Origin of the sequence: Neptunomonas sp. XY-337, from assembly GCF_004959845.1 — a bacterium.
Lineage (GTDB): Bacteria > Pseudomonadota > Gammaproteobacteria > Pseudomonadales > Balneatricaceae > Neptunomonas > Neptunomonas marina.
This window is the reverse complement of the sequence record NZ_SPLL01000007.1, coordinates 85,772-107,863: the sequence shown is the minus strand read 5'-3', so window position 1 is coordinate 107,863 and position 22,092 is coordinate 85,772. Positions and strand designations below refer to the sequence as shown.

16 protein-coding genes are annotated in these 22,092 nt (G+C 51.3%); 9 read left to right on the top strand and 7 right to left on the bottom strand.

Annotated elements, in window-relative coordinates:
• Window positions 1-69 precede the first annotated feature (69 nt).
• A complete protein-coding gene (locus E4L36_RS15315; protein ID WP_127694801.1) occupies window positions 70-315 on the bottom strand; it encodes a DUF1127 domain-containing protein in 246 nt (81 codons plus the stop codon).
• A gap of 376 nt (window positions 316-691) precedes the next feature.
• On the opposite strand from E4L36_RS15315, the gene E4L36_RS15310 reads away from it, so the two are divergent.
• From E4L36_RS15310 to ald, 9 genes are all read left to right on the top strand, one after another.
• Entirely contained in the window at window positions 692-2,023 is a 1,332-nt protein-coding gene (locus E4L36_RS15310) for a DEAD/DEAH box helicase (protein WP_136681330.1), read from the top strand.
• Between the two features lie 21 nt (window positions 2,024-2,044).
• Complete coding sequence (locus E4L36_RS15305; RefSeq protein WP_136681329.1) at window positions 2,045-2,923, top strand: DMT family transporter; 879 nt, start codon at window positions 2,045-2,047, stop codon at window positions 2,921-2,923.
• Between the two features lie 249 nt (window positions 2,924-3,172).
• The gene (phaZ, locus tag E4L36_RS15300) at window positions 3,173-4,396 is read left to right on the top strand and encodes a polyhydroxyalkanoate depolymerase (protein ID WP_136681328.1); all 1,224 of its coding nucleotides are present in this window, start codon (window positions 3,173-3,175) and stop codon (window positions 4,394-4,396) included.
• A gap of 322 nt (window positions 4,397-4,718) precedes the next feature.
• Window positions 4,719-9,053: an SdrD B-like domain-containing protein gene (locus E4L36_RS15295; protein ID WP_136681327.1), complete on the top strand. Its 4,335-nt coding sequence runs from the start codon at window positions 4,719-4,721 to the stop codon at window positions 9,051-9,053.
• Window positions 9,054-9,203: 150 nt separating this feature from the next.
• Entirely contained in the window at window positions 9,204-10,040 is an 837-nt protein-coding gene (locus E4L36_RS15290; RefSeq protein WP_136681326.1) for an MOSC domain-containing protein, read from the top strand.
• Between the two features lie 99 nt (window positions 10,041-10,139).
• Window positions 10,140-11,123, top strand: a complete 984-nt coding sequence (locus tag E4L36_RS15285) for a bifunctional helix-turn-helix transcriptional regulator/GNAT family N-acetyltransferase (RefSeq protein WP_240770801.1) — start codon at window positions 10,140-10,142, stop codon at window positions 11,121-11,123.
• Entirely contained in the window at window positions 11,123-11,866 is a 744-nt protein-coding gene (locus E4L36_RS15280) for an AzlC family ABC transporter permease (protein WP_136681325.1), read from the top strand. The genes E4L36_RS15285 and E4L36_RS15280 overlap by 1 nt, the downstream gene beginning before the upstream one ends.
• A complete protein-coding gene (locus tag E4L36_RS15275; protein WP_136681324.1) occupies window positions 11,863-12,189 on the top strand; it encodes an AzlD domain-containing protein in 327 nt (108 codons plus the stop codon). The genes E4L36_RS15280 and E4L36_RS15275 overlap by 4 nt, the downstream gene beginning before the upstream one ends.
• A gap of 204 nt (window positions 12,190-12,393) precedes the next feature.
• Complete coding sequence (ald, locus tag E4L36_RS15270; protein ID WP_127694793.1) at window positions 12,394-13,509, top strand: alanine dehydrogenase; 1,116 nt, start codon at window positions 12,394-12,396, stop codon at window positions 13,507-13,509.
• 69 nt (window positions 13,510-13,578) lie between these two features.
• Here the strand turns inward: ald and fadA are convergent, their stop codons facing one another.
• The 6 genes from fadA to E4L36_RS15240 all read right to left on the bottom strand — a co-directional run bounded on the left by fadA (window position 13,579) and on the right by E4L36_RS15240 (window position 21,983).
• The gene (gene fadA, locus E4L36_RS15265) at window positions 13,579-14,757 is read right to left on the bottom strand and encodes an acetyl-CoA C-acyltransferase FadA (RefSeq protein WP_136681323.1); all 1,179 of its coding nucleotides are present in this window, start codon (window positions 14,755-14,757) and stop codon (window positions 13,579-13,581) included.
• Window positions 14,758-14,759: 2 nt separating this feature from the next.
• Window positions 14,760-16,916 (bottom strand): fatty acid oxidation complex subunit alpha FadB, encoded by a 2,157-nt coding sequence (gene fadB, locus E4L36_RS15260; RefSeq protein ID WP_136681322.1) that lies wholly within the window; start codon window positions 16,914-16,916, stop codon window positions 14,760-14,762.
• Between the two features lie 994 nt (window positions 16,917-17,910).
• The gene (locus E4L36_RS15255) at window positions 17,911-18,675 is read right to left on the bottom strand and encodes an enoyl-CoA hydratase-related protein (protein WP_136681321.1); all 765 of its coding nucleotides are present in this window, start codon (window positions 18,673-18,675) and stop codon (window positions 17,911-17,913) included.
• Window positions 18,672-19,697: a nitronate monooxygenase family protein gene (locus tag E4L36_RS15250; RefSeq protein ID WP_136681320.1), complete on the bottom strand. Its 1,026-nt coding sequence runs from the start codon at window positions 19,695-19,697 to the stop codon at window positions 18,672-18,674. Before E4L36_RS15250 ends, E4L36_RS15255 begins: the two co-directional genes overlap by 4 nt.
• The gene (locus tag E4L36_RS15245; RefSeq protein WP_240770799.1) at window positions 19,694-20,239 is read right to left on the bottom strand and encodes a DUF2889 domain-containing protein; all 546 of its coding nucleotides are present in this window, start codon (window positions 20,237-20,239) and stop codon (window positions 19,694-19,696) included. The genes E4L36_RS15250 and E4L36_RS15245 overlap by 4 nt, the downstream gene beginning before the upstream one ends.
• 91 nt (window positions 20,240-20,330) lie before the next feature.
• Entirely contained in the window at window positions 20,331-21,983 is a 1,653-nt protein-coding gene (locus E4L36_RS15240; protein WP_136681318.1) for an AMP-binding protein, read from the bottom strand.
• Between the last annotated feature and the right edge of the window lie 109 nt (window positions 21,984-22,092).

Sequence of the window (22,092 nt, the reverse complement as noted above, 5' to 3'; positions counted from 1 at the left end):
CGTCACCTGATACCTGACGGTACTACATAACTCTTGCCGCGCGTACCCATTTTCCGGCAAGAGTTGAGGTCAGCCGGTGCTTTCTTGCAGTTCCCTGCTTGCTACCGGAGGCTCTGTTTTCGCACTCTCGTTGCTCGGTTTTACCGCAATATCCTGCTCTTGCGGCACCGGAGCGACATGCTTACCCAACCGGTACAAACCCACATCATTGAGTAAGCGATCATCCAGATGAGCGGTGGACTGATACGTGTAGTGGTTTTCAATAGCCTGCTTGCAACGCAGATAAGCCGCAGTAAAAAGGCCTAGAAATGTCATAACGGACTCCTTAAATAAAAGAGCCGGGATAACTTCTACAGAGGGGATTAACCAAAAACGCCGCGAAGTTATCCGCGGCGTGAGTGAAATTAGGACCTAGCCGCAAGACACAAAAAGCCGCGCTTCCAATGCACCATCGAAGCGAAGCGATGGGAAATAGAATTGGCGTTTAAGCGTGTCATGGCTAGCAAAGTCCTTTTGAGAGTAAATAACCACTTGCAAATGTTTTGCAAGAACGATCCATTAGAGATACTGCAGCATTAGCTGTCAACTACTTTTTCTAGGAAATGCAATAACTTCTCGCCCCGTTTCCAGCATTTCGCTAAACTAGCGCCCTGTTTTTATCCCCTATCGACCATCAATTCATCGGTGTTTTATGTCCGCTTTCGGCTCTCTGGGACTGTGTCCTGAACTTCAATTCACGCTACAAGAGCTGGGCTACCGCCAGCCTACCCCTATTCAGGAAGCCGCCATTCCCATGGTACTTGAGGGGAATGACTTGATTGCCGAAGCGCAAACAGGAACCGGGAAAACCGCAAGCTTTGCGCTGCCAATGATTGAGCAGCTGAGCCGCCAACCTCAAGGCCCTGAGTACTATCCGATCCGCGGCTTAGTGCTGGTACCTACTCGTGAGCTGGCAATCCAAGTTGCTGACGCGACACTAGCCTATGGGCTAGCGCTCGGAATGCGCGTTATCTCCATTTATGGCGGCGTGCGCTTTGATAACCAGATTCGCAAAATGAAGCGCGGCGCAGATATTTTAGTGGCAACGCCAGGGCGTTTACTCGAGATGCTACGCCAGAAGAAATTCACGCTCGATCACTTGGAGTTTTTAGTGCTCGACGAAGCTGATCGCATGTTAGATTTGGGTTTCATCCATGACCTCAGGGCGATTTTATCCTTCACCCCCGCACAGAAGCAGACTCTCCTCTTTTCGGCGACCTTCACACCTGCGGTCGAAAAGCTCACCGACGGGCTCTTGAATGCTCCCGAGCGGGTCAGTGTTGCGCCGCGTAATGCCACCAGCAAAAAGGTCACCCAGCACGCATTTGCTATCGACAATCGCGACAAAACCGACATTCTGAGCTACCTGATTACGGGCTGTGGCTGGCAGCAAACCTTAGTTTTTGCTCGCACTAAACGCCGTGCCGAACAAGTGTCACAAGCCCTGCAAAAAGAGGGAATCAATGCCGTTTCCATCCACGGAGATAAAAATCAACGAGAGCGCAGTGCAGCGCTCGCTGCATTTACAGCCGGTGAAGCCACCGCTTTGATTGCAACGGATGTAGCGGCGCGAGGGCTTGATATTGAGGGACTACCCCGGGTTATCAATTACGATATTCCGCAGCAAGCCGAAGCCTATGTCCACCGTATTGGGCGCACTGGACGTGCAGGACAAACGGGCATCGCGTTCTCGTTTTGCTCACCTGATGAAAAAGCACTGTGGGCGGATATCGGCCAATTGATTGGCAAACAGATACCGCTGCAACCCGTTCCGCTGGTCGAAAACGGTAAGCTGGTGATGCAATCAGCTCCCCCTGCCCCGCGCCGAGGCCAAAAAAATCGGCGCCCTAAACCTCATAAAGCGGCTAACAAACCAGCAGCAAAGGGAAAAGCCCAGAGCGCCAACAAGCCAACCCGCCAAAAGCCAGCGGCTGATACTAAGCCTGCGAAGAAACCGGGTGCTCGCCGCTCCCTCTTTAAATAGACCTGAAACGCGAGAGACACCATGGGTTTGTGGATCCCTTTTACGCTCTTTGCAGCGTTTATGCAGTCTTGGCGTAACGCCTTTCAAAGCCAATTAAGTAAAGAGGTGAGCACTGCGGGCGTAACGCTCGCCCGTTTTATCTACGCAAGCCCACTGGCTGTATTGTATTTGGTTATGCTGTATCAAGTATCGCCGGCCCCGCTACCCACCGTCACCACCAAGCTTAGCGTGATGGTCATACTCGCTAGCGTGTCACAAATCGTGGCCACCGCACTCATGGTGAAACTGTTCCAGTTACGTAATTATGCTATTGGTGTTGGGCTGGCAAAAAGCGAAGCAATTATCGCTGCCACACTCGGGGCGCTATTCTTTGCCGCCCCCTTAAATATGCTGGCATGGGTTGGCGTTATTGTTGGGGGTATTGCGGTGTGGCTGATGAGCGCGGCGGGTTCTTTTAAAACGCTCTCATGGCGTACCGTGCTGCTCGGTGTTGGCAGCGGCCTTGCGTTTGCACTGACCACATTATGGGTCCGTGAGGCCAGCCTGATACTTGCTTTGCCTTTTCCACACGGGGCTGCATGGGTGCTAGTCGCGGTGATTTCGCTGCAAACATTAATGCTGCTAGCTTGGATCGGCTGGCGTGAGCCTGAAACGTTACACGCGCTTTATCAGCGCCCCAAGAAGACATTTTTGATCAGTTTATGCAGTTGTTTAGGCTCTCTAGGTTGGTTTACCGCTATGAGCTTAGAAACGGTTGCATTGGTCAAAACGCTGGGGCAGGTTGAAGTGCTATTTACCCTCCTAATATCAGCACGTTTTTTTAAGGACGCACTCGCCCCTCGCGATCTCTTAGGGTTAGGGCTGATTGTGGCTGGTGCCGTTTGCGTTATCATCGCTTAGCAAATCATTGTGCATTGCAGCAAAATAAATCACTTACAGGTCAACTAGTTAATTAACAAAATATCTAAGTAAATAAAAGACTTAGACTAACGGCCATTGGCCGGGCCCTAAATGCTGTGCTATTTCTATTTGCAAGGCCACCTCGTGTGCCTATAAAATAATCAAAAATTGTGCACCGCAAAAAAAATGGCCTGCGTTGTTGTTCCTATGCTTTGGCCTGACTAAACCAACACTGGTGAGGATTCTTCTATGCTGTATCAAGTGCACCATGCCATGAATCAATCCGTTCAGCCGATCCATCTTTGGGCGCAGGCATGGAAAAAACAACTCAAGCTTCCTTGGATGCTTCCGTTTACATTTAGCTCGGCAACGCGCACAACGCTAGCCACGCTTGAGCTGATCGAACGACTGACCGATAACTATGAAAAGCCTGCATTTGGCTTAAATGAAACGACTATCAATGGTGAAACCGTGCGTGTCCGTGAAGAGGTGGTTCATTCACTACCCTTCTGTGATCTGTTGCACTTCCGTCGCGCTGGCAAATACAAGCAGCCCAAAGTGCTCATCGCAGCCCCGATGTCAGGGCACTATGCAACGTTGCTACGTGGCACAGTTGAGCAATTTTTACCAGATCACGAGGTATACATTACCGACTGGCAAAATGCTCGTGACGTACCGCTGCGCGAAGGCGGCTTTAGCTTTGATGACTATGTTCGTTATCTTATTGAGTTCTTAGATCACCTTGGCCCTGACACACACTTAATCGCCGTGTGCCAGCCAAGTGTGCCAGCAATTGTCGCTACCACAGTGATGGCTGAGCGAGACAATCCAAACCAACCACGTTCGCTGATCTTAATGGGCGGACCAATCGATACCCGCGTTAACCCAACCGAGGTCAACGATTACGCGTCAGGCAAAGACTTAGAGTGGTTTGAAAATAACGTCATCTGCACCGTTCCGGGCGACTTCCCAGGGGCAGGCCAAAAGGTATATCCAGGCTTTATTCAACTATCTGGCTTTATGAGCATGAATATCGACAGCCATGTTCGTAAGCACTTTAAGTTCTTCGGTGACTTAATCAAAGGCGATGGTGATAGCGCTGAAGCACACCGTAGCTTCTATAACGAATATCTCGCGGTGATGGACCTGCCCGCTGAATTTTATCTAGATACGATTAGACGCGTATTTCTGGAACATCGTCTTCCTAAGGGCGAAATGACGTTCGAAGATAAACTCATCGATACGAGTAAAGTCACTTTTCCTTCACTACTCACCATTGAAGGTGAGGATGACGACATCACAGGTAAAGGACAAACCAAAGCGGCACATGATGTATTGAGCGGTCTACCAGAAAAGCAACGCCAACATTATGTTCAACCCGAGGTTGGCCACTATGGCATTTTCAACGGACGTCGCTTCCGCGAAGAAGTGGCACCAACCATCAAGACATTTATCCAAAACTGCGGCAAATAAGCCCACATCCTCCGCGCTCATGCGCGGAGGCTCTTTTTATCCGAATATCTCTCTTGCCCCACCTCGAAACAAAAAAAGACTCCTTTAAAAGACAGTTTTATATAAACAAAGAAGTCGTCCGCACAATTTAAAATTAACAAAAGATTAACAGAAAAAAATATATTCAAAAAAGCAGAAACTTTCGAACAAAAATCAATATAAACAACAAACAAGCATTTTATTTAAAATCCTCTTCTATACTGAATCTCACACTTTTCACCTCAAGTTTAAATTCGTTTTGCCGAATTAATAAACACTAATAAACCCAATAAAAAGTGACCATATGAGCTCAGTAAAATTAAAACCTCTGTATTTTGCTCTGTCTGCGGCACTCTATGTCCCTCACGGGATGGCTGTAACAAACACCAACGTTGTTAAAAGCCTTAACGCTGCTTCCAATCCAATCGACTCGGGTGAGATCTTTGCTTATAACATGGCATGGAGTTGCCCTGGTTCTGTTAGCCCTGCTGACGACTGCTTGAATATGCGTATCGCTGACACGCTGCCTGAGTATGTTCAAGCAACGGCATTGCCATCATCTGATGGCAAGCTTGCCAAGGTGTGTGTACAGGCACCTCTGGCGCCATTACCCGACTTTTCCAGCTGCTCCCAACCCGGTGTCAGTACCTCTTCACCGGTGGCAGCCGGATCTACGCTTCACTTCGTGTTTAACAGCCGTATCACGGCAGGTGATTCGGGCTCTCTCACACTAGAGACCCGCTTTGAACCAGGTAGCACTCCAGATGGGCGTTCGGTCACCAACGATGCAACGATCACCGCCGAATGTGATAGCGCAGCAGATCCCGGCTGTAGTGATCCAGCGCCTCGTACCAGCACCAGCGACCCGATCACAGCATCAGCAACGGATGAGACATCTATCGTCAAATCCGTGCTTTCTGAAGGTGCCATCACGTACGATACCAGCTACCGCATTCGCGTTTGTCCAAGCAGCGATAACATCGGTTTTATTACGCCTGAAAACCTAGTGATCGAAGATACACTACCGGACGGCGCAAACTTTGTTTCAGCATCTGTTGCGCCAAATAGCGGTACAGGCACCGCAGGTGACCCGCTCACGTGGGAGATCATCAGTTTATCCAGCTGCCAAAATATCGATGTTGTCGTTAACTATCCATCAGGCGGCACCAACACAACCGGGGCTAGCAAAACCAATACCGCCACCCTCGACTACGAGATCAACAGTACGCCCGCGACAACACTGTCAGATGATGCTGTTATCACCCTAGACAACCCAAATCCGTCTATTTCAGCATCGAAAAGCGCCTCCGATCAGTTCGTTAACCCTAACCAGACGATGAGCTACACCATCACTGGGCGCAACAACGGTAACATCCCCTTGGGGATGACGATTGCAGACACTATTCCAAACCAATGCGATGTCACCACACTCGACGTGCGCAATGCTGATACCTATATCCTCAACATTGATACTAACGGGGATGGCGTTAGCGACCGCACCGATACCGAAGCCGACGCAGGTAGCACACACACCTATTCAAGCGGCGACATTACCTTTTCAGTAGGTGAAACGCTGATTAGTTTTAGCGCAGCATTCGGTAGCGCGGGTTCGCCTTCCGTGCCATTTACAGGCAGTAATAGCCGTTCAGTCACCATCGCTTGTGATGTGATCAACCCAGGTATCGATGGAAGCACCATCACCATGCCTGCACCTATCACAAATACCGCAACCATCGATGGTGCGAACGGCGGTGATGTCGCTCCGCAGCAAACACCATCCCGCACCATTACACTGCGTGACCCTGCTGCAAACCAAACCATTGCACCTGATGCGATCAAAACGCAAAACCCATCTGGTGTCATAACGCCTGGGAATAACGCAACGTTTGAAATCGCGATGACCAACAGTGGTAACTACTCGTCTGCTCCGGAGCAGGCGGACTTAACCGACCCAGTCTTTGCAGACCTGCTACCAACCGATATGAGCTATGTCAGTTCAACCATCGTAGGTTCAGCCCCTGCAAGCTGTGCAACACCACCCGATATTAATGTCATCAACGACTACAACAGCACTGGCCGAACTCTAGTCATTTGGGATTGGACGGGTAAGAGCTGTACTCTCAGCCGCGGAGAAACCGTCACTTATAACCTGGTATCCACCGTTGGCCCAACTACGCCAGCGGGCAGTGTGACCAACAATGTGGCCTTCCTTGGTTCTAGTAACACCGAAACACGCGGTACCGAGCAGTGTTCAGTATCGGGCGGTTTTGTTGCAGACACACTAACAGGCACACTTGATGGAGCCACAGGTACAGCTGATGCAAGCCAGCTCTGTCATGCCGGCAGCCGCTCATTTACTGTGCAACGTGTTACCAATGTTATCTCCCGAAAAGCGGTACGCGGCTCTTTGGATAACACATGGTTATACAATGCGGATGAGCCAAACAATGTTGGCCGTACTCACCATGAAGGTGGCGTTTTCTGGCGTTTAGAAGTGGAAAACACGGCAAATATTCCGCTGGATAACATCGAGCTAATCGACATCATGCCGTTTGGTCCAGATATCAGCCCAGATGGCACCTCAAATACAGGTGTCGGTACAGGTGCAGCTTTAGATAGTACCTGGGACCCTAACTTCGTGAAAGATATTGACCTCTCTTCAGCGCCCGCGGGCACTAAGGTCTACTACACACAAGCAATTAATCCTTGCCGAGCGAATATTGTTAATGCAGCTGGCTGTAACCCAATGACAACACTACCGGACGGCACACCGCTCTCCAGCGAAGCTGTCATTCCAGCGGCGGGAGCACCGGGTGAATGGTCCGATGTTTTGCCCAACATACCTAGCCGAGTTCATGCGTTCCGTATCGTTTACCCAACGAGCTACGAACTGCCACCGGGTGAAACACTGGTATTTGAGTACTCCCAGTTTGGGATCGCTGATGCACCAATCACCGACTGCCCAGCCGCAGCCAACTCTTCGTGCTCAAACATCGCTTGGAACACATTTGGCTACAGCTATGAAGAGGCCGATATCAACCTAGCTAACGCCTCTGCGCCAACGCGTGTAGGTATTGTGGTACAGCCGATTCCAGCAGGCACCGCTGCGCTGGGCGATTTCGTTTGGCACGACACGAACGAAGATGGCGTACAAGACAATGACGAGCGTAGCAACGGCATCAATGATGTACTGGTACAACTCTTCCGTGACCCGAACGGTATTCCTAATGATGGTGACGAAGTACTTGTTGTTGATACCAACACCATTAACCACCCCGTTACAGGTCTACCAGGCTACTACCACTTCTCGGGTCTGACGCCGACAAGTGGCGGTGAGCGCTATATCGTACGCTTTGGTATTCCAAATGGTATGACTGGCTCTCCACAAGACAGTACGAGCGATGGCAACGACTCAGACGGTGCTCAAAATGGCACCATGTTTGAAGTAACAGGCATTACGCTAGCAAGCGGTGAAGACCGTCTGGACATCGACCAAGGCTATTTCGCAAACCCTGCGATCTTTAGTATTGGTAACCGTGTTTGGTTGGATAGCAACGCAGATAGCATCGACAACGATGGCGTTGGTAATGCAGCTGAGAGCAGCACAGGGCTGGCCGGTATTACTGTTGAACTATGGGCCGCTGATGGCTCTGGCACTGCCCTCGCAACAGCAACAACCAACAGCACGGGCCACTACTTGTTCCCTAACCTGAGTGCAGGTGACTATCGCGTTGTTATTCCAGCGGCTGCGAAACCTGCTGGCCTATTTGCAAGCGGTGTCTCGATCACCAATGCCGGTTTGCAAGAGTCTTCGCCAGTTTCGGGCAACAGCGATATCGATGTGCATGATCACGGTGAAGAGATCAGCGCACCGGTTGGTAATATCCCTGCCAATAGCATTGTGAGCTCCACTGTGACACTCGGCCCACTAGCGGGTGAGCCTATTAACGAAGCCGGCACAGATGGCCCTGAACAAACACCTGGCTACTATGACTTTGCTCCAGATAACCGCAGCAACCTATCCGTTGACTTCGGCTTCTATGCGCTAAGTGTGGGTAACCAAGTATGGTTCGATACCGACAACAATGGTGTACGTGATCCAGCCGAGCTGCCCGTTGTGGGGGTAACAGTGGAAGTGCTTAACCCTGATGGTTCCGTTGCCGGTTCAAGCGTCACGGATGCCAATGGTTTCTGGCGTGTTGATGGCCTACCCGCTGGCAGTGGCTACCGTGCACGTGTCACCGCCGCAGCCTTCGGTGTTGGTGCCCCACTTGAGGGTTATGTCAGCAGTACGTGGCATGCGCTTAGCGTCGATCTTGATAAAGATACCTACGATCATGGCCTAGATAGCGATACCCCTGAGGTAGACGGCATTCGCACACTGCCCTTTACCCTATCGCCTAGTAACCTACCTACGACAGAAGTCACAGGTAGCGGCCAAGGCGCTAACGGTAGCAATGGTGATAACGCTGATAACCTAACCGTGGACTTTGGCTTTACCCTGCCGGGAACACCACAAACGCCAGACTCGCCTATTAAGATGCCACCAACGCAAATTCCAGTCATGCCACTCTGGGCATACGGAATCCTAGCGGGCTTACTGGGTTTATTTGGCCGCCGCAAACTGGCGAATCGCTGATAAGCATTGCTAATTAAATAAGCAAAACAAAGGGGCTATACAGCCCCTTTTTTATTATCCTCGTTTCAACTTGAGGGCTTAGCTAGAGTCCTACATCGGCAAGGCGTATGATGGCAACTCCCTATCTCGACCTTACGCAAGGAGCGTGCCGTGGCTTCCATCAATCTGTCTAGCATCCATCAGTATCCGATTAAATCATGCGCCCCCGTTTCGATGACGCGTGCTGTTATCGATGAGCTGGGGGTCACAGGTGATCGCCGCTACCTCGTTGTTGATGCCACCGGAAGATTTATCACTGCACGCAAACACCCAAAACTGATCCAGCTACAGGCAACACTGTTTGATGGCGGCATTGCGCTCGCAGCTGAAGGTGCAGCAACACTGTTCCTGAACCAACGTGACTTTCCCGACCATTACCGTCCTGTGACCGTTTGGAAGCAAACAATTGAGGCGCAAAGCTGTGGTGCGTTAGCCGACAACTGGATTAGCACGTTTCTTGGCATTGAGTGCCAGCTCGTCTTTTTTGGACCCCGCAGCTTACGCCCCATCCGCAGACAACCTGAGCGCCAAGTCAGCTTCGCTGACGGCTACCCACTCTTGCTGACATCCACAGCATCACTAGAGTGGCTGCAAGAGCGCTGCGCTGAGCCCTTTGTGATGGAGCAATTTCGTCCCAATATTGTTGTCACCGGTAACGAGCCATTTAGCGAAGATAGTTGGCAGATGATCCGCATAGGGGAGGTCACCTTTCAGGTTTTCTCACCCTGTGAGCGCTGCAAACTGACCACTCTGCCGCCGCGCAGTACAACTTTCAACCCAAAGCAAGAACCGCTACGCACCATGCTCACTTATCGTCGAGCTCACGAGGGTGGCGCTTTGTTTGGGCAAAATGTTATCGCCCAAAACAGTGGAGTTATTGAAGTCGGTATGCCGGTAGAGGTTCTCGAAGCGGCACCGGTCGATATTGTGCGTGCAGTAGACAACTAAGCCAGCCTTCAATAGATAACGCTTAAATCACAGCTCACGGCTTCTCAATTGTCGTGATTCACTCTATTATGTAACCAGTTACGTAATAAGATACATTATATGAAAAACCATGACATCATGCGCCAGTTCGGCAGCCTATCGCTGGGCAGCCGCCTCAAGCGTCTATCTGATCAACTGTTCCAAGACGTGATCGAGATCTATCAGCGCAGCGACATACCGCTAAGCCCAACCTATTTCCCGCTATTTAACTTGCTGGCACAGCACGGTAGCGCGAGTGTCACGGAAGCAGCAGAGCAGCTTAACGTTAGCCACCCCGCTATCAGCAAGATGGCGCGCAAGATGCTGGCCGAAGGCTGGCTCTGCAAAACACCAGACCCCAAGGACGAGCGCCGCCAACTCCTTGCGCTGTCTTCCCAAAGCGAACAGCTATTAGTTTCCATACAGCCTGTCTGGCACGAGATACGTCACTACCTAGATAGCCTGATGGCACAGCACCAACACTCGTTACTCAACGCACTCGATGAGTTCGAAAATGATCTTCGTAAGCACGGCTTCGTTGAACCGGTGTTGCAACAACTCGGTCAGCAGCGCGCCGTCGCGCAAATTGAGATACTGAATTGGAGCCCAGAGTACCGAGAGCACTTTCGTAGTCTCAATCTCGCTTGGCTGGATAAGTACTTTGATGGCGAACTCACTGAACACGACCGTAGCGCACTCGATGAACCTGAAAGTTACTATCTATCTCGGGGCGGCTACATCTGGTTTGCACGTGTAAAAAACGACATTGTTGGCTGTGTCGCTTTGGCTTGCCATGGCAATGGCTGCTTCGAGATCTCGAAGATGGGGGTAACCGATCAGCTACAAGGCTATGGCATTGGACGCCAGTTGTTGCTAACGGCGCTAGATAAAGCACGTACTTTAAACGCCACTCACCTTTACTTAGAAAGCTCAACCAAGCTCGAGCGCGCTATCGCTCTCTATCGGCACATGGGTTTTCGCGAGATGCCCCATCCTAATGGGCGCTCGATCTATCCCCGTTCCGATATCTATATGACACTTCAGCTTCATCAGGAGGCCCATTGATGACAACGGCTACCTCTGTCGGCGCATTACGCAGTGCCGAGTTCATCGCCGGTGCAAAGGCCACGTTCCCACTGATCGTTGGCGCGATTCCGTTCGGAATTATCTTCGGTACATTAGCCGAGCCAAGCGGGCTATCTGCACTGGGTGCACTAGCGATGTCACTATTTGTTTTCGCAGGTTCTGGGCAATTTATCGCGCTGGGGTTATTGGCTGCCGGCGCATCGATCCCCGTCATTATTGCTACAACATTTATCGTCAACCTCCGCCACTTGCTCTATGCCGCTAACCTAGTGCCCAAGGTACGCCACCTGCCGCAAAGGTGGCGCGTGCTTATGGCTTTTGGGCTTACGGATGAGACCTTTGCAGCCGTCAGCAGCCGATACCTACGTCGTGACGATATCGAGACAGCCCATTGGTTTTATCTAGGCTCTTTTTTGGCCATGTACGGTAACTGGGTGCTTTGCACTGCCATTGGTGTCGCACTGGGAGAGCTCTTTCCTGATATGACCCAGTGGGGGCTAGATTTTGCGATGTCCGTCACGTTTATTGGCATGGTTGTCCCTTATTTAACTTCACGTCCGATGTGGGCTGCTGTCATCGTGGGCGGCATGATGGCGATCGCGACCGCGGCACTGCCACATAAGCTTGGCTTAATTATCGCGTCACTGTGCGGTATTGCCGTTGGCCTATCTCTTTTCATGCTTGAAAAGCGCAAGCAACAAGATTTGGAGAACCATTTATGAGCAGCGCAGAACTCACGCTGATCTTCGGAATGTTCGTCGTTACGTTTGGGGTACGCTATGTGCTTTTCGGTATGGCTGGGCGCATCCACTTCCCGGCATGGTTAAGTAGCGCATTGGGGTTTGTGCCCCCAGTGGTGCTAACCGCAATCATTGTACCCGCTGTACTGATGCCCAAGGGCACACTTTGGGTAAGCCCCAATAACCCCTGGTTACTCGCTGCCCTATTCGCTTTTCTGGTAGCACTCGTACGCAAAGACTTACTCACCACCATTGTGGTGGGCATGCTCGCGTTTATGCTGCTGCGCTTTGGTATCGGGCTATAGTTTTCAACATGAAAAAACACCGCAATTGCTGCACATGCGCAGCAAATAAAACCACAATTATAGATATATGCAAAACATAACATCTATTAAAAACAAAAATAACCTAAAAAATCTCACCAATCTGGTGCTAGTCTGAATAACACATTGGAACAAGGCGCACAGTGTGCGGTTCAAAAAGAAGAAACCACCATAGGAGAGATCATCATGCTCATCGGTGTACCTAAAGAGATTAAAAATCACGAGTATCGTATCGGCATGACGCCTGCTGGAGTGCGTGAAGTAATTGCCGCTGGTCACGAGGTTATGATTCAGCGCGATGGCGGAGCCGCTATTGGCTTAACGAACGAACAGTACGAAGCCGCGGGCGCGAAGATTATTGATACTGCTGAAGAGATTTTCGCCACAGCAGATATGATCGTTAAGGTCAAAGAGCCGCAGCCAAACGAGTGCAAGATGCTCCGCTCTGGTCAGCTGCTCTTCACCTATCTCCACTTGGCTCCAGACCCAGAACAGACCCGTTTGCTGGTTGAGTCTGACGCGGTTGCAATCGCTTATGAAACCGTCACCGATAACCACCGAGGTTTGCCGCTACTCGCCCCAATGAGTGAAGTCGCTGGCCGCATGGCTATTCAAGCCGGTGCTCACTCGCTCGAGAAAGCACAGGGTGGTTTGGGCACGTTACTCGGCGGCGTACCTGGCGTTGCCCCTGCCAAAGTCGTTGTCATTGGTGGTGGCGTTGTGGGTATCAACGCAGCACGCATGGCGATGGGCTTAGGTGCTGACGTTACCGTTCTTGATCGCTCGTTGCCGCGCCTGAAGCAGCTAGACGAACTATACGGACCGCAGCTCAAAACGCTTTACTCCAGTGCAGAATCGATCGAAACAGAGGTGGTACAAGCCGACCTCGTTGTTGGTGCCGTACTCATTCCTGGCGCCGCTGCACCCAAATTAGTGACACGTGAGCATCTTAAGAAAATGAAGAATGGCTCAGTGCTGGTTGATGTGGCTATTGACCAAGGCGGGTGCTTCGAAACCTCTAAAGCGACCACACACCAAGAGCCTATCTATGAGGTCGATGGTGTCATTCACTACTGCGTTGCAAACATGCCGGGCGGTGTCGCTCGTACATCGACCTTCGCACTGACGAACGCAACGCTACCGTTTATTCTGAATCTTGCCAATAAGGGTTATCAGCAAGCGCTTAAAGATGACGAGCATCTGCGTAACGGCCTCAACGTTCACCGCGGCAACGTCACCTACCAAGCGGTTGCAGAGGGCCTTGGCTACCCTTACCAAAGTGCTGAAGAGGCGATCGCTTAAAGCACGTCTCATTTCAGCTTCCACAAAAAAGCCCAGCATCGCTGGGCTTTTTTAGTTTCAACACGCCGGTTAGTTCAGACGCTCAAAGACCGTCGCAACCCCCTGCCCCATGCCGATACACATTGTGGCTAAGCCCAACGTGCCGTCCTGTTGTTCAAGGACATTCAGCAGTGTTGTTGAGATACGCGTGCCTGAGCAACCTAGCGGGTGGCCCAACGCAATCGCACCACCATTCAAGTTAACGCTATCTTCCATGCGATCTGTCAGCTTCAACCCCTTCATGACCGCCAACGCTTGCGCCGCAAAGGCCTCGTTGAGCTCGATATAGTCGATATCCTGCATCGATACACCAGCACGCTTAAGCGCCTTCTGTGACGCAGGTACTGGCCCATATCCCATGATGGATGGATCACAGCCCGCCACCGCCATAGAACGAATCACAGCACGCGGCTTCAAGCCTAGCGCTTCGGCTTTCGCGGCTGACATCAGCAACATCCCAGATGCCCCATCAGAAAACGCGGAAGATGTACCAGCCGTTACAGTACCGACTTTAGGAACAAAGGCAGGCTTCAACTGGGCTAGCCCTTGCGCGGTGGTCTCGGGACGGATCACCTCATCGTAATCAAGCAGTGTTTTGAAACCACGCTCATCATGCCCTTCGATAGGGATGATCTCGTTGGCAAAGCGGCCCGCTTGCGTGGCTTCGTGTGCCAAGCGTTGGGAACGCGCACCAAACTCATCCTGCATCTCTCGGCTGATACCGTTCATTTTACCCAGCATCTCAGCGGTGACGCCCATCATCAGTGCTGCTTTCGCCACCTGCTTGGACATCTCTGGATTAACATCGATACCATGCAAGATGTCTAGGTGCCCCATATGCTCAACGCCACCAACCAAGAATAGATCGCCGTTGCCGGTCATGATCGATTGGGCAGCACTGTGCAACGCTGACATTGACGAGCCACACAAGCGGTTAACCGTTTGTCCACCAATCGTATGCGGTAGGCCACCCAGCACCAAGGCGTTACGCGCGATGTTAAAGCCTTGTTCTTTCGTTTGGTTAACACAGCCCCAAACCACATCTTCGATCTCAGCGGCCTGTACCGCAGGGTTACGTTGTAGCAACGCGTTCATCACCGCTGCTGATAGCGCTTCGGCACGCATATTGCGGAACGAACCGCCTTTTGAGCGTCCCATCGGCGTACGCACTGCATCAACAATGACAACATCATTTGGTTTTAAGCTCATCGTTATTTCTCCCCGCCGAAGTAGGTTTGTCCTGCCGCTGCCATCGCCAGCATCTTCTCTGTAGGTTGGTAGAGTGGTCCTAAATGGCTGTAGTTTTGCGCTAACTCACAGAACGCAGCCAAGCCCATCTGATCTAGATAGTGCAGCGCTCCGCCACGGAACGGTGGGAAGCCAATCCCATAGATCAAGCCCATATCCGCCTCCGCCGCCGAATCCACAATACCCTCTTCGAGGCAGCGGGCCGTTTCGATACACAGCGGTATCATCATACGAGCGATGATCTCCTCATCAGCAATATCAGCCGCATCGCCAAGCACGCCCGCTAACAGCTCATCCACTTTCGGGTCATCTAGCTTCTTCGGCTTGCCTTTACGGTCGGTCTCATAACGATAAAAACCTTCGCTGTTCTTCTGGCCAAAGCGGCCGAGCTGGAACATCCGGTCGATCACATTCTCGCCCTCATGCTCCATACGGTTAGGGAAGCCCGCCGCCATCACGCGATCTGCATGATGCGCAGTATCAACACCCACCACATCCAGCAGGTATGCAGGCCCCATCGGCCAGCCGAAACGCTCCATCACTTTATCGACTTTGCGAAAATCAGCGCCATCGGCAATCAATGCTGCAAAACCACCGAAATAGGGGAACAAGATCCGGTTCACAAGAAAGCCTGGGCAGTCGTTAACCACGATCGGCGTTTTACCCATCGCTTTGGCATAGGCCACGGTTTTGGCGATGGCTGCTTCGCTGGTTTTCTCACCACGAATCACCTCCACCAAAGGCATTTTGTGAACAGGGTTAAAGAAGTGCATGCCACAGAAGTTTTCTGGGCGTTTAAGCGCCTCGGCCAGAGCAGTGATCGATATTGTCGACGTGTTGGAGGTGATAATCGCATCCTCAGCAAGATGCGCTTCAACATCTGCCAGTACCGACTTCTTCACCTGCTCGTTCTCAACCACCGCCTCTACGACCAGATCAACCTGCTCGAAGTCACCATAGCTTAGTGTGGGAACAATACGGTTCAGCGTTTGAGCCATCTTCGCAGCGTCGATACGGCCGCGCTTGAGCTGCCCGGCAAGCAACTTGTTAGCCTCGTCCAAACCAAGCTGTAGCGCATCGGTGCGGATATCTTTCATCAAGATTGGCGTGCCCTTGGATGCCGACTGATAAGCCACACCGCCACCCATAATACCAGCGCCTAGCACCGCTGCCTGACGTACGGGTTCTGCTTGCGACTCATACTTTTTGCTCACCTTCTTAACGTGCTGATCTTTTAGAAACAGCCCCACCAGCGAGCGAGTTACCTCATTACGGGCCAGCTTCGCGAACCCTTTCGCCTCCACTTCTAGCGCTTTGTCGCGTGTCAGCGTACAGCCTTTTTGAACCGTCTTGAGCACTTGCATAGGCGCAGGGTAATGAGGGCCTGCTTTCGCGCCGATAACCCCTTTCGCGGACTCAAAGGCCATCATCTGCTCAACCGTGTTGAGCTTAACAGGCGAGTTTTTCTCGTCACGGCGTGCTTGGTAATCGAAACGGCCTTGCATACACTGGCGCACCAGATCGATGGCAGCCTCCAAAACGAGTTCGTGTTTAACGACAGCATCAACAGCCTGATCTTTGAGCGCGGCCTTTGCGCGTTTCTCAGCGCCGGTACAGATCCACTCGTTCGCGTTATCGATACCGATGAGACGCGGCAGTCGAACAGTGCCGCCCCATCCGGGATAGATACCTAGCTTCACCTCAGGTAGGCCAACCTTCGCTTGTTCCGACATCACCCGATAATCGGTTGCCAGCGCTAGCTCAAATCCGCCACCCAGCGCTAGACCGTTAATCGCGCTTACCGTCGGAGCGGGCAAGTCTTCGATACGGTTAATGAGCTTCTGAAGGCCCATCAGGTGGGTCACGATCGTTTCTTCATCGTGATCAAACATCGCATTGAATTCGGTGATATCAGCGCCAACAATAAAGCTCTCTTTGCCGCTGGCAAAAACTACGCCGCCAAGGTCAGATTGTTTACTCACAATCTCTATCGCCTGCTCTAGCTCTGCAAGTGTCGCGCTACCTAGGGTGTTCACGGCATCAGACTTAGCATCGAAGATGACGCCGTAGATCCCTTCATCAAGCGCTTTAACTTGGATTGCTTGGCCATCCATTAACATAGGAAAACCCCACTCGTTAGTGTATCTGTTTATTTTTTTAAGGATTCAGTCAGTCTATCCACTCATAGCGGCTAAACAATGACACTTTCCTCCAGCATAACTGACGTTACGATTCAGTAGCCCTTTGCGGGGCAAAATCCGTTACAAAGAGCAGATCTTAGACTGGCATTTTTATTCAACATGCCTTGTGTAACACCATAGCAAAGACGCTCATGCCACCGCATGGAAATCAGTAAAAGAGCACCACCACAGGCAACGCAGAAAGCCTATTTCAATGCACGGGTAAAAAATCTGTGGATAAGATTTTCGTACAAGCCCTTGACTTGAGATAACACCAGTAATGACGCGGCTTTATCGAACATAATAAGTTTCTAATAAAAAACAAAGAACAACTGATCAATTAATAACCATAGCTCTACTACATTCGTTGCTATTTTTGCTACTTTTTTTCATTCATAGGATTGACATTTAATTGCAGTAAAAGCGCGAAAGACTTTTCAGAAGAAACTGAAAAAAACCCCATTGACATCCAAACAGGCAACAAAAATAAATCTTAAGCCATTGATTTAAATATACTATTTCGTTTTTCAAAGGAGTCAAAACTTACCCACAGAAGTTGTGAACAACTTAGGTAAAATCCTCTGCATAACTCCCGCAGGGCCTATCATTACGCGCTTTTACCATACCGAACACTTGCTGAACGCTCTTAGTGGCTGTCTGGCTGCTCAGTCAGGGTTCCTAAAAAAAATGACCGTTTACAGGTATAAAAATGTTGCCTAAGCAATACAGTTAGTAAGATCTACGCCTGTTGCAGTCTCGTAACATATCCCCACTTTCTGGGGATAACTCAATGAATAACTTTTTCCTTAAACGCTCATCATCGCCCTAATTTACTGTGAGATTCAGCGCATTTTGTGCCCTTTTGTCACCACGCAAAAAAAAGCGTGTGACCTATACAGGGCACACGCTCAAGTGACGTTGTATTGCAGGGTGTTTAGATATCAGAAAAAACGGGGGCACGTTTCTCCATAAAGGCGCTGAAAGCCTCTTGTGCCTCTGCCGAGGACAAGCGAGCAGCAAACTGCTCGATCTCAGCTAGCAACACTTTCTGTAACAGCTCGCCTTGATGCTCACGCAGCATCGCTTTACTTTGACGCACAGCAGCCGGTGCCAGCGCCACCAGACTCTGAGCCGCGGCCTGTGCATCGGCCATTGGGCTATGCGACGCTGCATTGATCAAGCCAAGCTGTGCAGCGCGCTCGCCAGAGACGGCGTCGCCCTTCACCAGCAGTTCAAATGCCAATCGATGCCCTAGCTGCTGCGGTAAGAGTAAACTCGTGCCACCTTCCGGTACTAAGCCAAGACGCGCGAAGGGCAATTGTAACTTAGCATCGGCTGCGGCATAGACGAGATCACAGTGCAACAGCATCGAGGTACCGATACCAATAGCATCGCCCTCGACAGCCGCGACCAGCGGTTTAGTGAAGGTTGAGATGGTCTGCAAAAACTGCGTTGGCGCAGCAAGTGCCGCGGGGTCTTGTCGCGATGCCGCCGCAACAAACTCGACGATATCGTTCCCAGCAGAGAAGCAGCCGCCCTCCCCAGTTAAGATCACCGCCCGCACCGAGCGCTCCTCCTGAGCACCGCGCAACGCTTCAGTCAACGCCTGATACATCTCTAACGTCAAAGCGTTACGCTTCTCTGGACGAGCAATGGTAATGGTCTGGATCTGACCCTCTTGTGAGGTTTTAATACTCATGAAACCTCCCGTTGCGGCTTGAGCGCGTAACCACGGCTGAGATTGGCAAAATCGACGGTTGCATCAACATATTCGCTGTGTAGGTCCGCCACCAGCTTCGCCACTGGCGGTACATCATCGATAGACCCCACACCTTGACCCGCAGACCAGATAGTTTTCCACGCTTTTGCCCCCTCTTTTGGCGCGGTTAGCTCCTCACCAAGGTTGATCTCTTTGGGGCTGGCGTTCTGTTCACCTGACGCTTTGCCCGTTTTAGGATCAAGGCCAGCAGCAACAAGGCTTGGAGTCAAAAAGTTAGCAGGAATGCCGGAAATTTCTGGCGTGTAGGTGATGTCAGCTGCATCTGAGTCCACGATCATCGCTTTGTACTCGGCAACGGCTTGGCTCTCTTGCGTATTGATAAAGCGCGTTCCCATATACGCCATATCCGCGCCATGCATCTGCGCGGCAGCAACATCGCGACCCGTAGAGATACAGCCGGCCAAGATCACGGTGCCGCTGAAGAACTGGCGAATCTCATTCACAAATGCGAAGGGGCTTAAGACACCGGCGTGTCCACCCGCGCCACCACAAACAGCGATCAGGCCATCCACTCCGGTGGAAGCCGCTTTCTTAGCATGGCGCAGGTTAGCCACATCATGAAACACTTGGCCACCGTAGCTATGCACCGACTTAACTACCTCAGGCACAGCACCCAATGATGTAATGATAAGTGGCACTTCATGTTTTACACACAGCGCGAGGTCCGCCTCCAAACGAGGATTTGACCCATGCACAATTAAGTTGACACCAAACGGCGCGGCTTTCTGGCCGGTGCTCTCCTCGAACGCCGCCAGCCGCGATTTGATATCCACCAGCCAGGCTTCAAAATCTTCGCTAGAGCGCTGGTTTAGCGCAGGGAAGGTGCCAATCACACCCGCTTTACAACTTTCTACAACAAGGTCAGGGCCTGAAACGAGAAACATAGGTGATGCGATAACAGGCAAGGTAAGATGTTCTTGAAACTGACTCGGGATACTCATTCAATTGACTCCAGAGGTTTTGAGGATTGATATAGTTCAGGCAGGTGACGTTTAACCACCTCACCATCTTGCGCCCAACTGCGACAGCTATTGAGCAGAAAACGTGAGCCAACGCGCAGCACATCATCACCCAGCGTTGGCCACAGGCTTTGAATGGCGGTTGTCGCCAGCACGGGTAACAGTTCGGTGATATGGGTACAACCTGCAACACCCGCGACTCGGTCTTGGGCTTCTTTGTGCCAGCCGGGACCAATTTGTGCGCCCACTAAGCGCCCAAACGCTTTCGCAGCCGCAGGGCAGTTTTTAAAGGGGGAGGCATCGATAACGGCATCTGCCGAGACGATGGTGAAGGTTGCGTCGATCGTGAGGCGAGCGGAGATATCGTGAAATGGCTCACCTGCCGAGACAAAACCACCGCGCTCCAAGTTATCAACCGGCGCGGTTTTAACATCGGTCATTCGGGCTTCAATATCCCAAAGGCCATCATCACGCTGGTACCCATCGCTAATAATCTGGCGCCGATGAGTTAATTGGCGCCTCATAGGTTTTGCTAGCGGCATTGAGGTCCCTCCGGTTCTAGTCAGCAAGCAACGCTCAACACCGCCAAACAAACGCCGCAAGGCGCCGGCCATGCTAGCTTGCCGGCGTATCCTTCAACATGCGACGTAACACCTTACCCACATTGGATTTAGGCAAATCGTCAACAAACTCGATTTGGCGCGGCACCTTATAGTTAGTTAAGCGTTCTTTGCACCACCGAATGATCGCTTTCTCATCCAAATTGGTATCTTTACGCACCACATAAAGCTTCGGCACCTCGCCACAACGTTCATCCTTTACGCCAATCGCTGCGCACTCCACAACACCTTCGTGAGAGGTCACAACATCTTCGATCTCGTTTGGATAAACATTGAAACCAGAAACGATGATCAGGTCTTTGGCGCGGTCAACGATACGCAAACGGCCATCGTCGTCCTGTACCGCAACGTCCCCAGTGATCAGGTAGCCATCATCGGTAAAAGATGCGGCCGTTGCATCATCACGCTGCCAGTAGCCCTGCATCACTTGCGGACCTTTCACACATAGATCCCCCGGCGTACCCGCCTCCACCGGCTTACCATCCGTTCCAATGATGGCAACGTCGGTTTCAGCCAACGGCCAACCGATAGTGCCTACTGCAATCGCATCCGGCGGGTTGATGGCTACCGCCGGGGAGGTTTCGGTCAGGCCGTACCCCTCCATAATTTCGCAGCCTGTCGACTTACGCCACGTATCTGCCGCGGCATGAGTGAGGGCCATACCGCCAGAGATGGTGATAATCAGTTTAGAGAAATCGACTCCCGCAAAACCTTCGTTATTACATAGCGCAACGAATAACGTATTAAGGCCAATAAATGTGGTGGGCTGCCAACTGTTTAGCTCTTTAACAAACCCTGGAATATCGCGCGGGTTGGCAATCAATACGCTATGGCCACCATCCTCCATTATCACGAGGGACAGCGTGAACGCGTAGATATGATAAAGAGGTAAGGGGGATATCGCCGTCTCCGACCAACCCTCTTTTGCTCGGCTGATCAACTCGCGTCCTTGCAACATATTGGAGATTAGATTGCCATGGGTCAGCACCGCTCCTTTTGATACGCCCGTTGTACCGCCCGTGTATTGCAAAACAGCGGTATCGCTGGTGTCAACGGTCACCGGAGTTGGCGCTTCACCTTCATACTTCAGCAGCGCTTCGCGCAACGGCTGCTCCATAGGCAGATCGTATGCAGGCTCCATTTTCTTTACGTATTTAATTGCAGCATTAATCAGCGTGCGCTTAAGGAAGCCATGCAGATCACCCACTTGGGTGACGAAGATATGCTCGATACTGGTTTTATCGATAATCTTCTCAGCGTTATGCGCCATGCTGGCATGGATAATCAGCGCCTTGGCACCAGAATCAACAAACTGATGCTCCAACTCTCTTGGTGTGTAAAGCGGGTTGGTGTTCACGATCACTAAACCCGCCCGCATCGCACCGAACAGAACGATGGGATACTGAATCAGGTTTGGCAGCTGTATCGCGATGCGATCACCCGGCTGTAAATTGGTCTCTTTTTGCAAATAAACAGCAAAAGAGTTGGCTAAGCGATCTAGCTCGCCATAGCTCAGCGTTCGGCCAAAGCTGGTAAACGCTGGTTTATCTGCATAACGTTGACAATGGCTGCCGATAACATCCAGTAACGTTTGATAGCCGCTGGGGTTCAGCGATTCCGGAATCCAACTCCCACGAGTGTGATCCATAGGTAAGCCCCCTTTTGATTATTCTTATATGTGGGCAGAGACTGGCTCTGCTTCACTCATCCCGTACTAAGTTACAGTATCTACTATATTAGAACGGAATAAAAAGAAG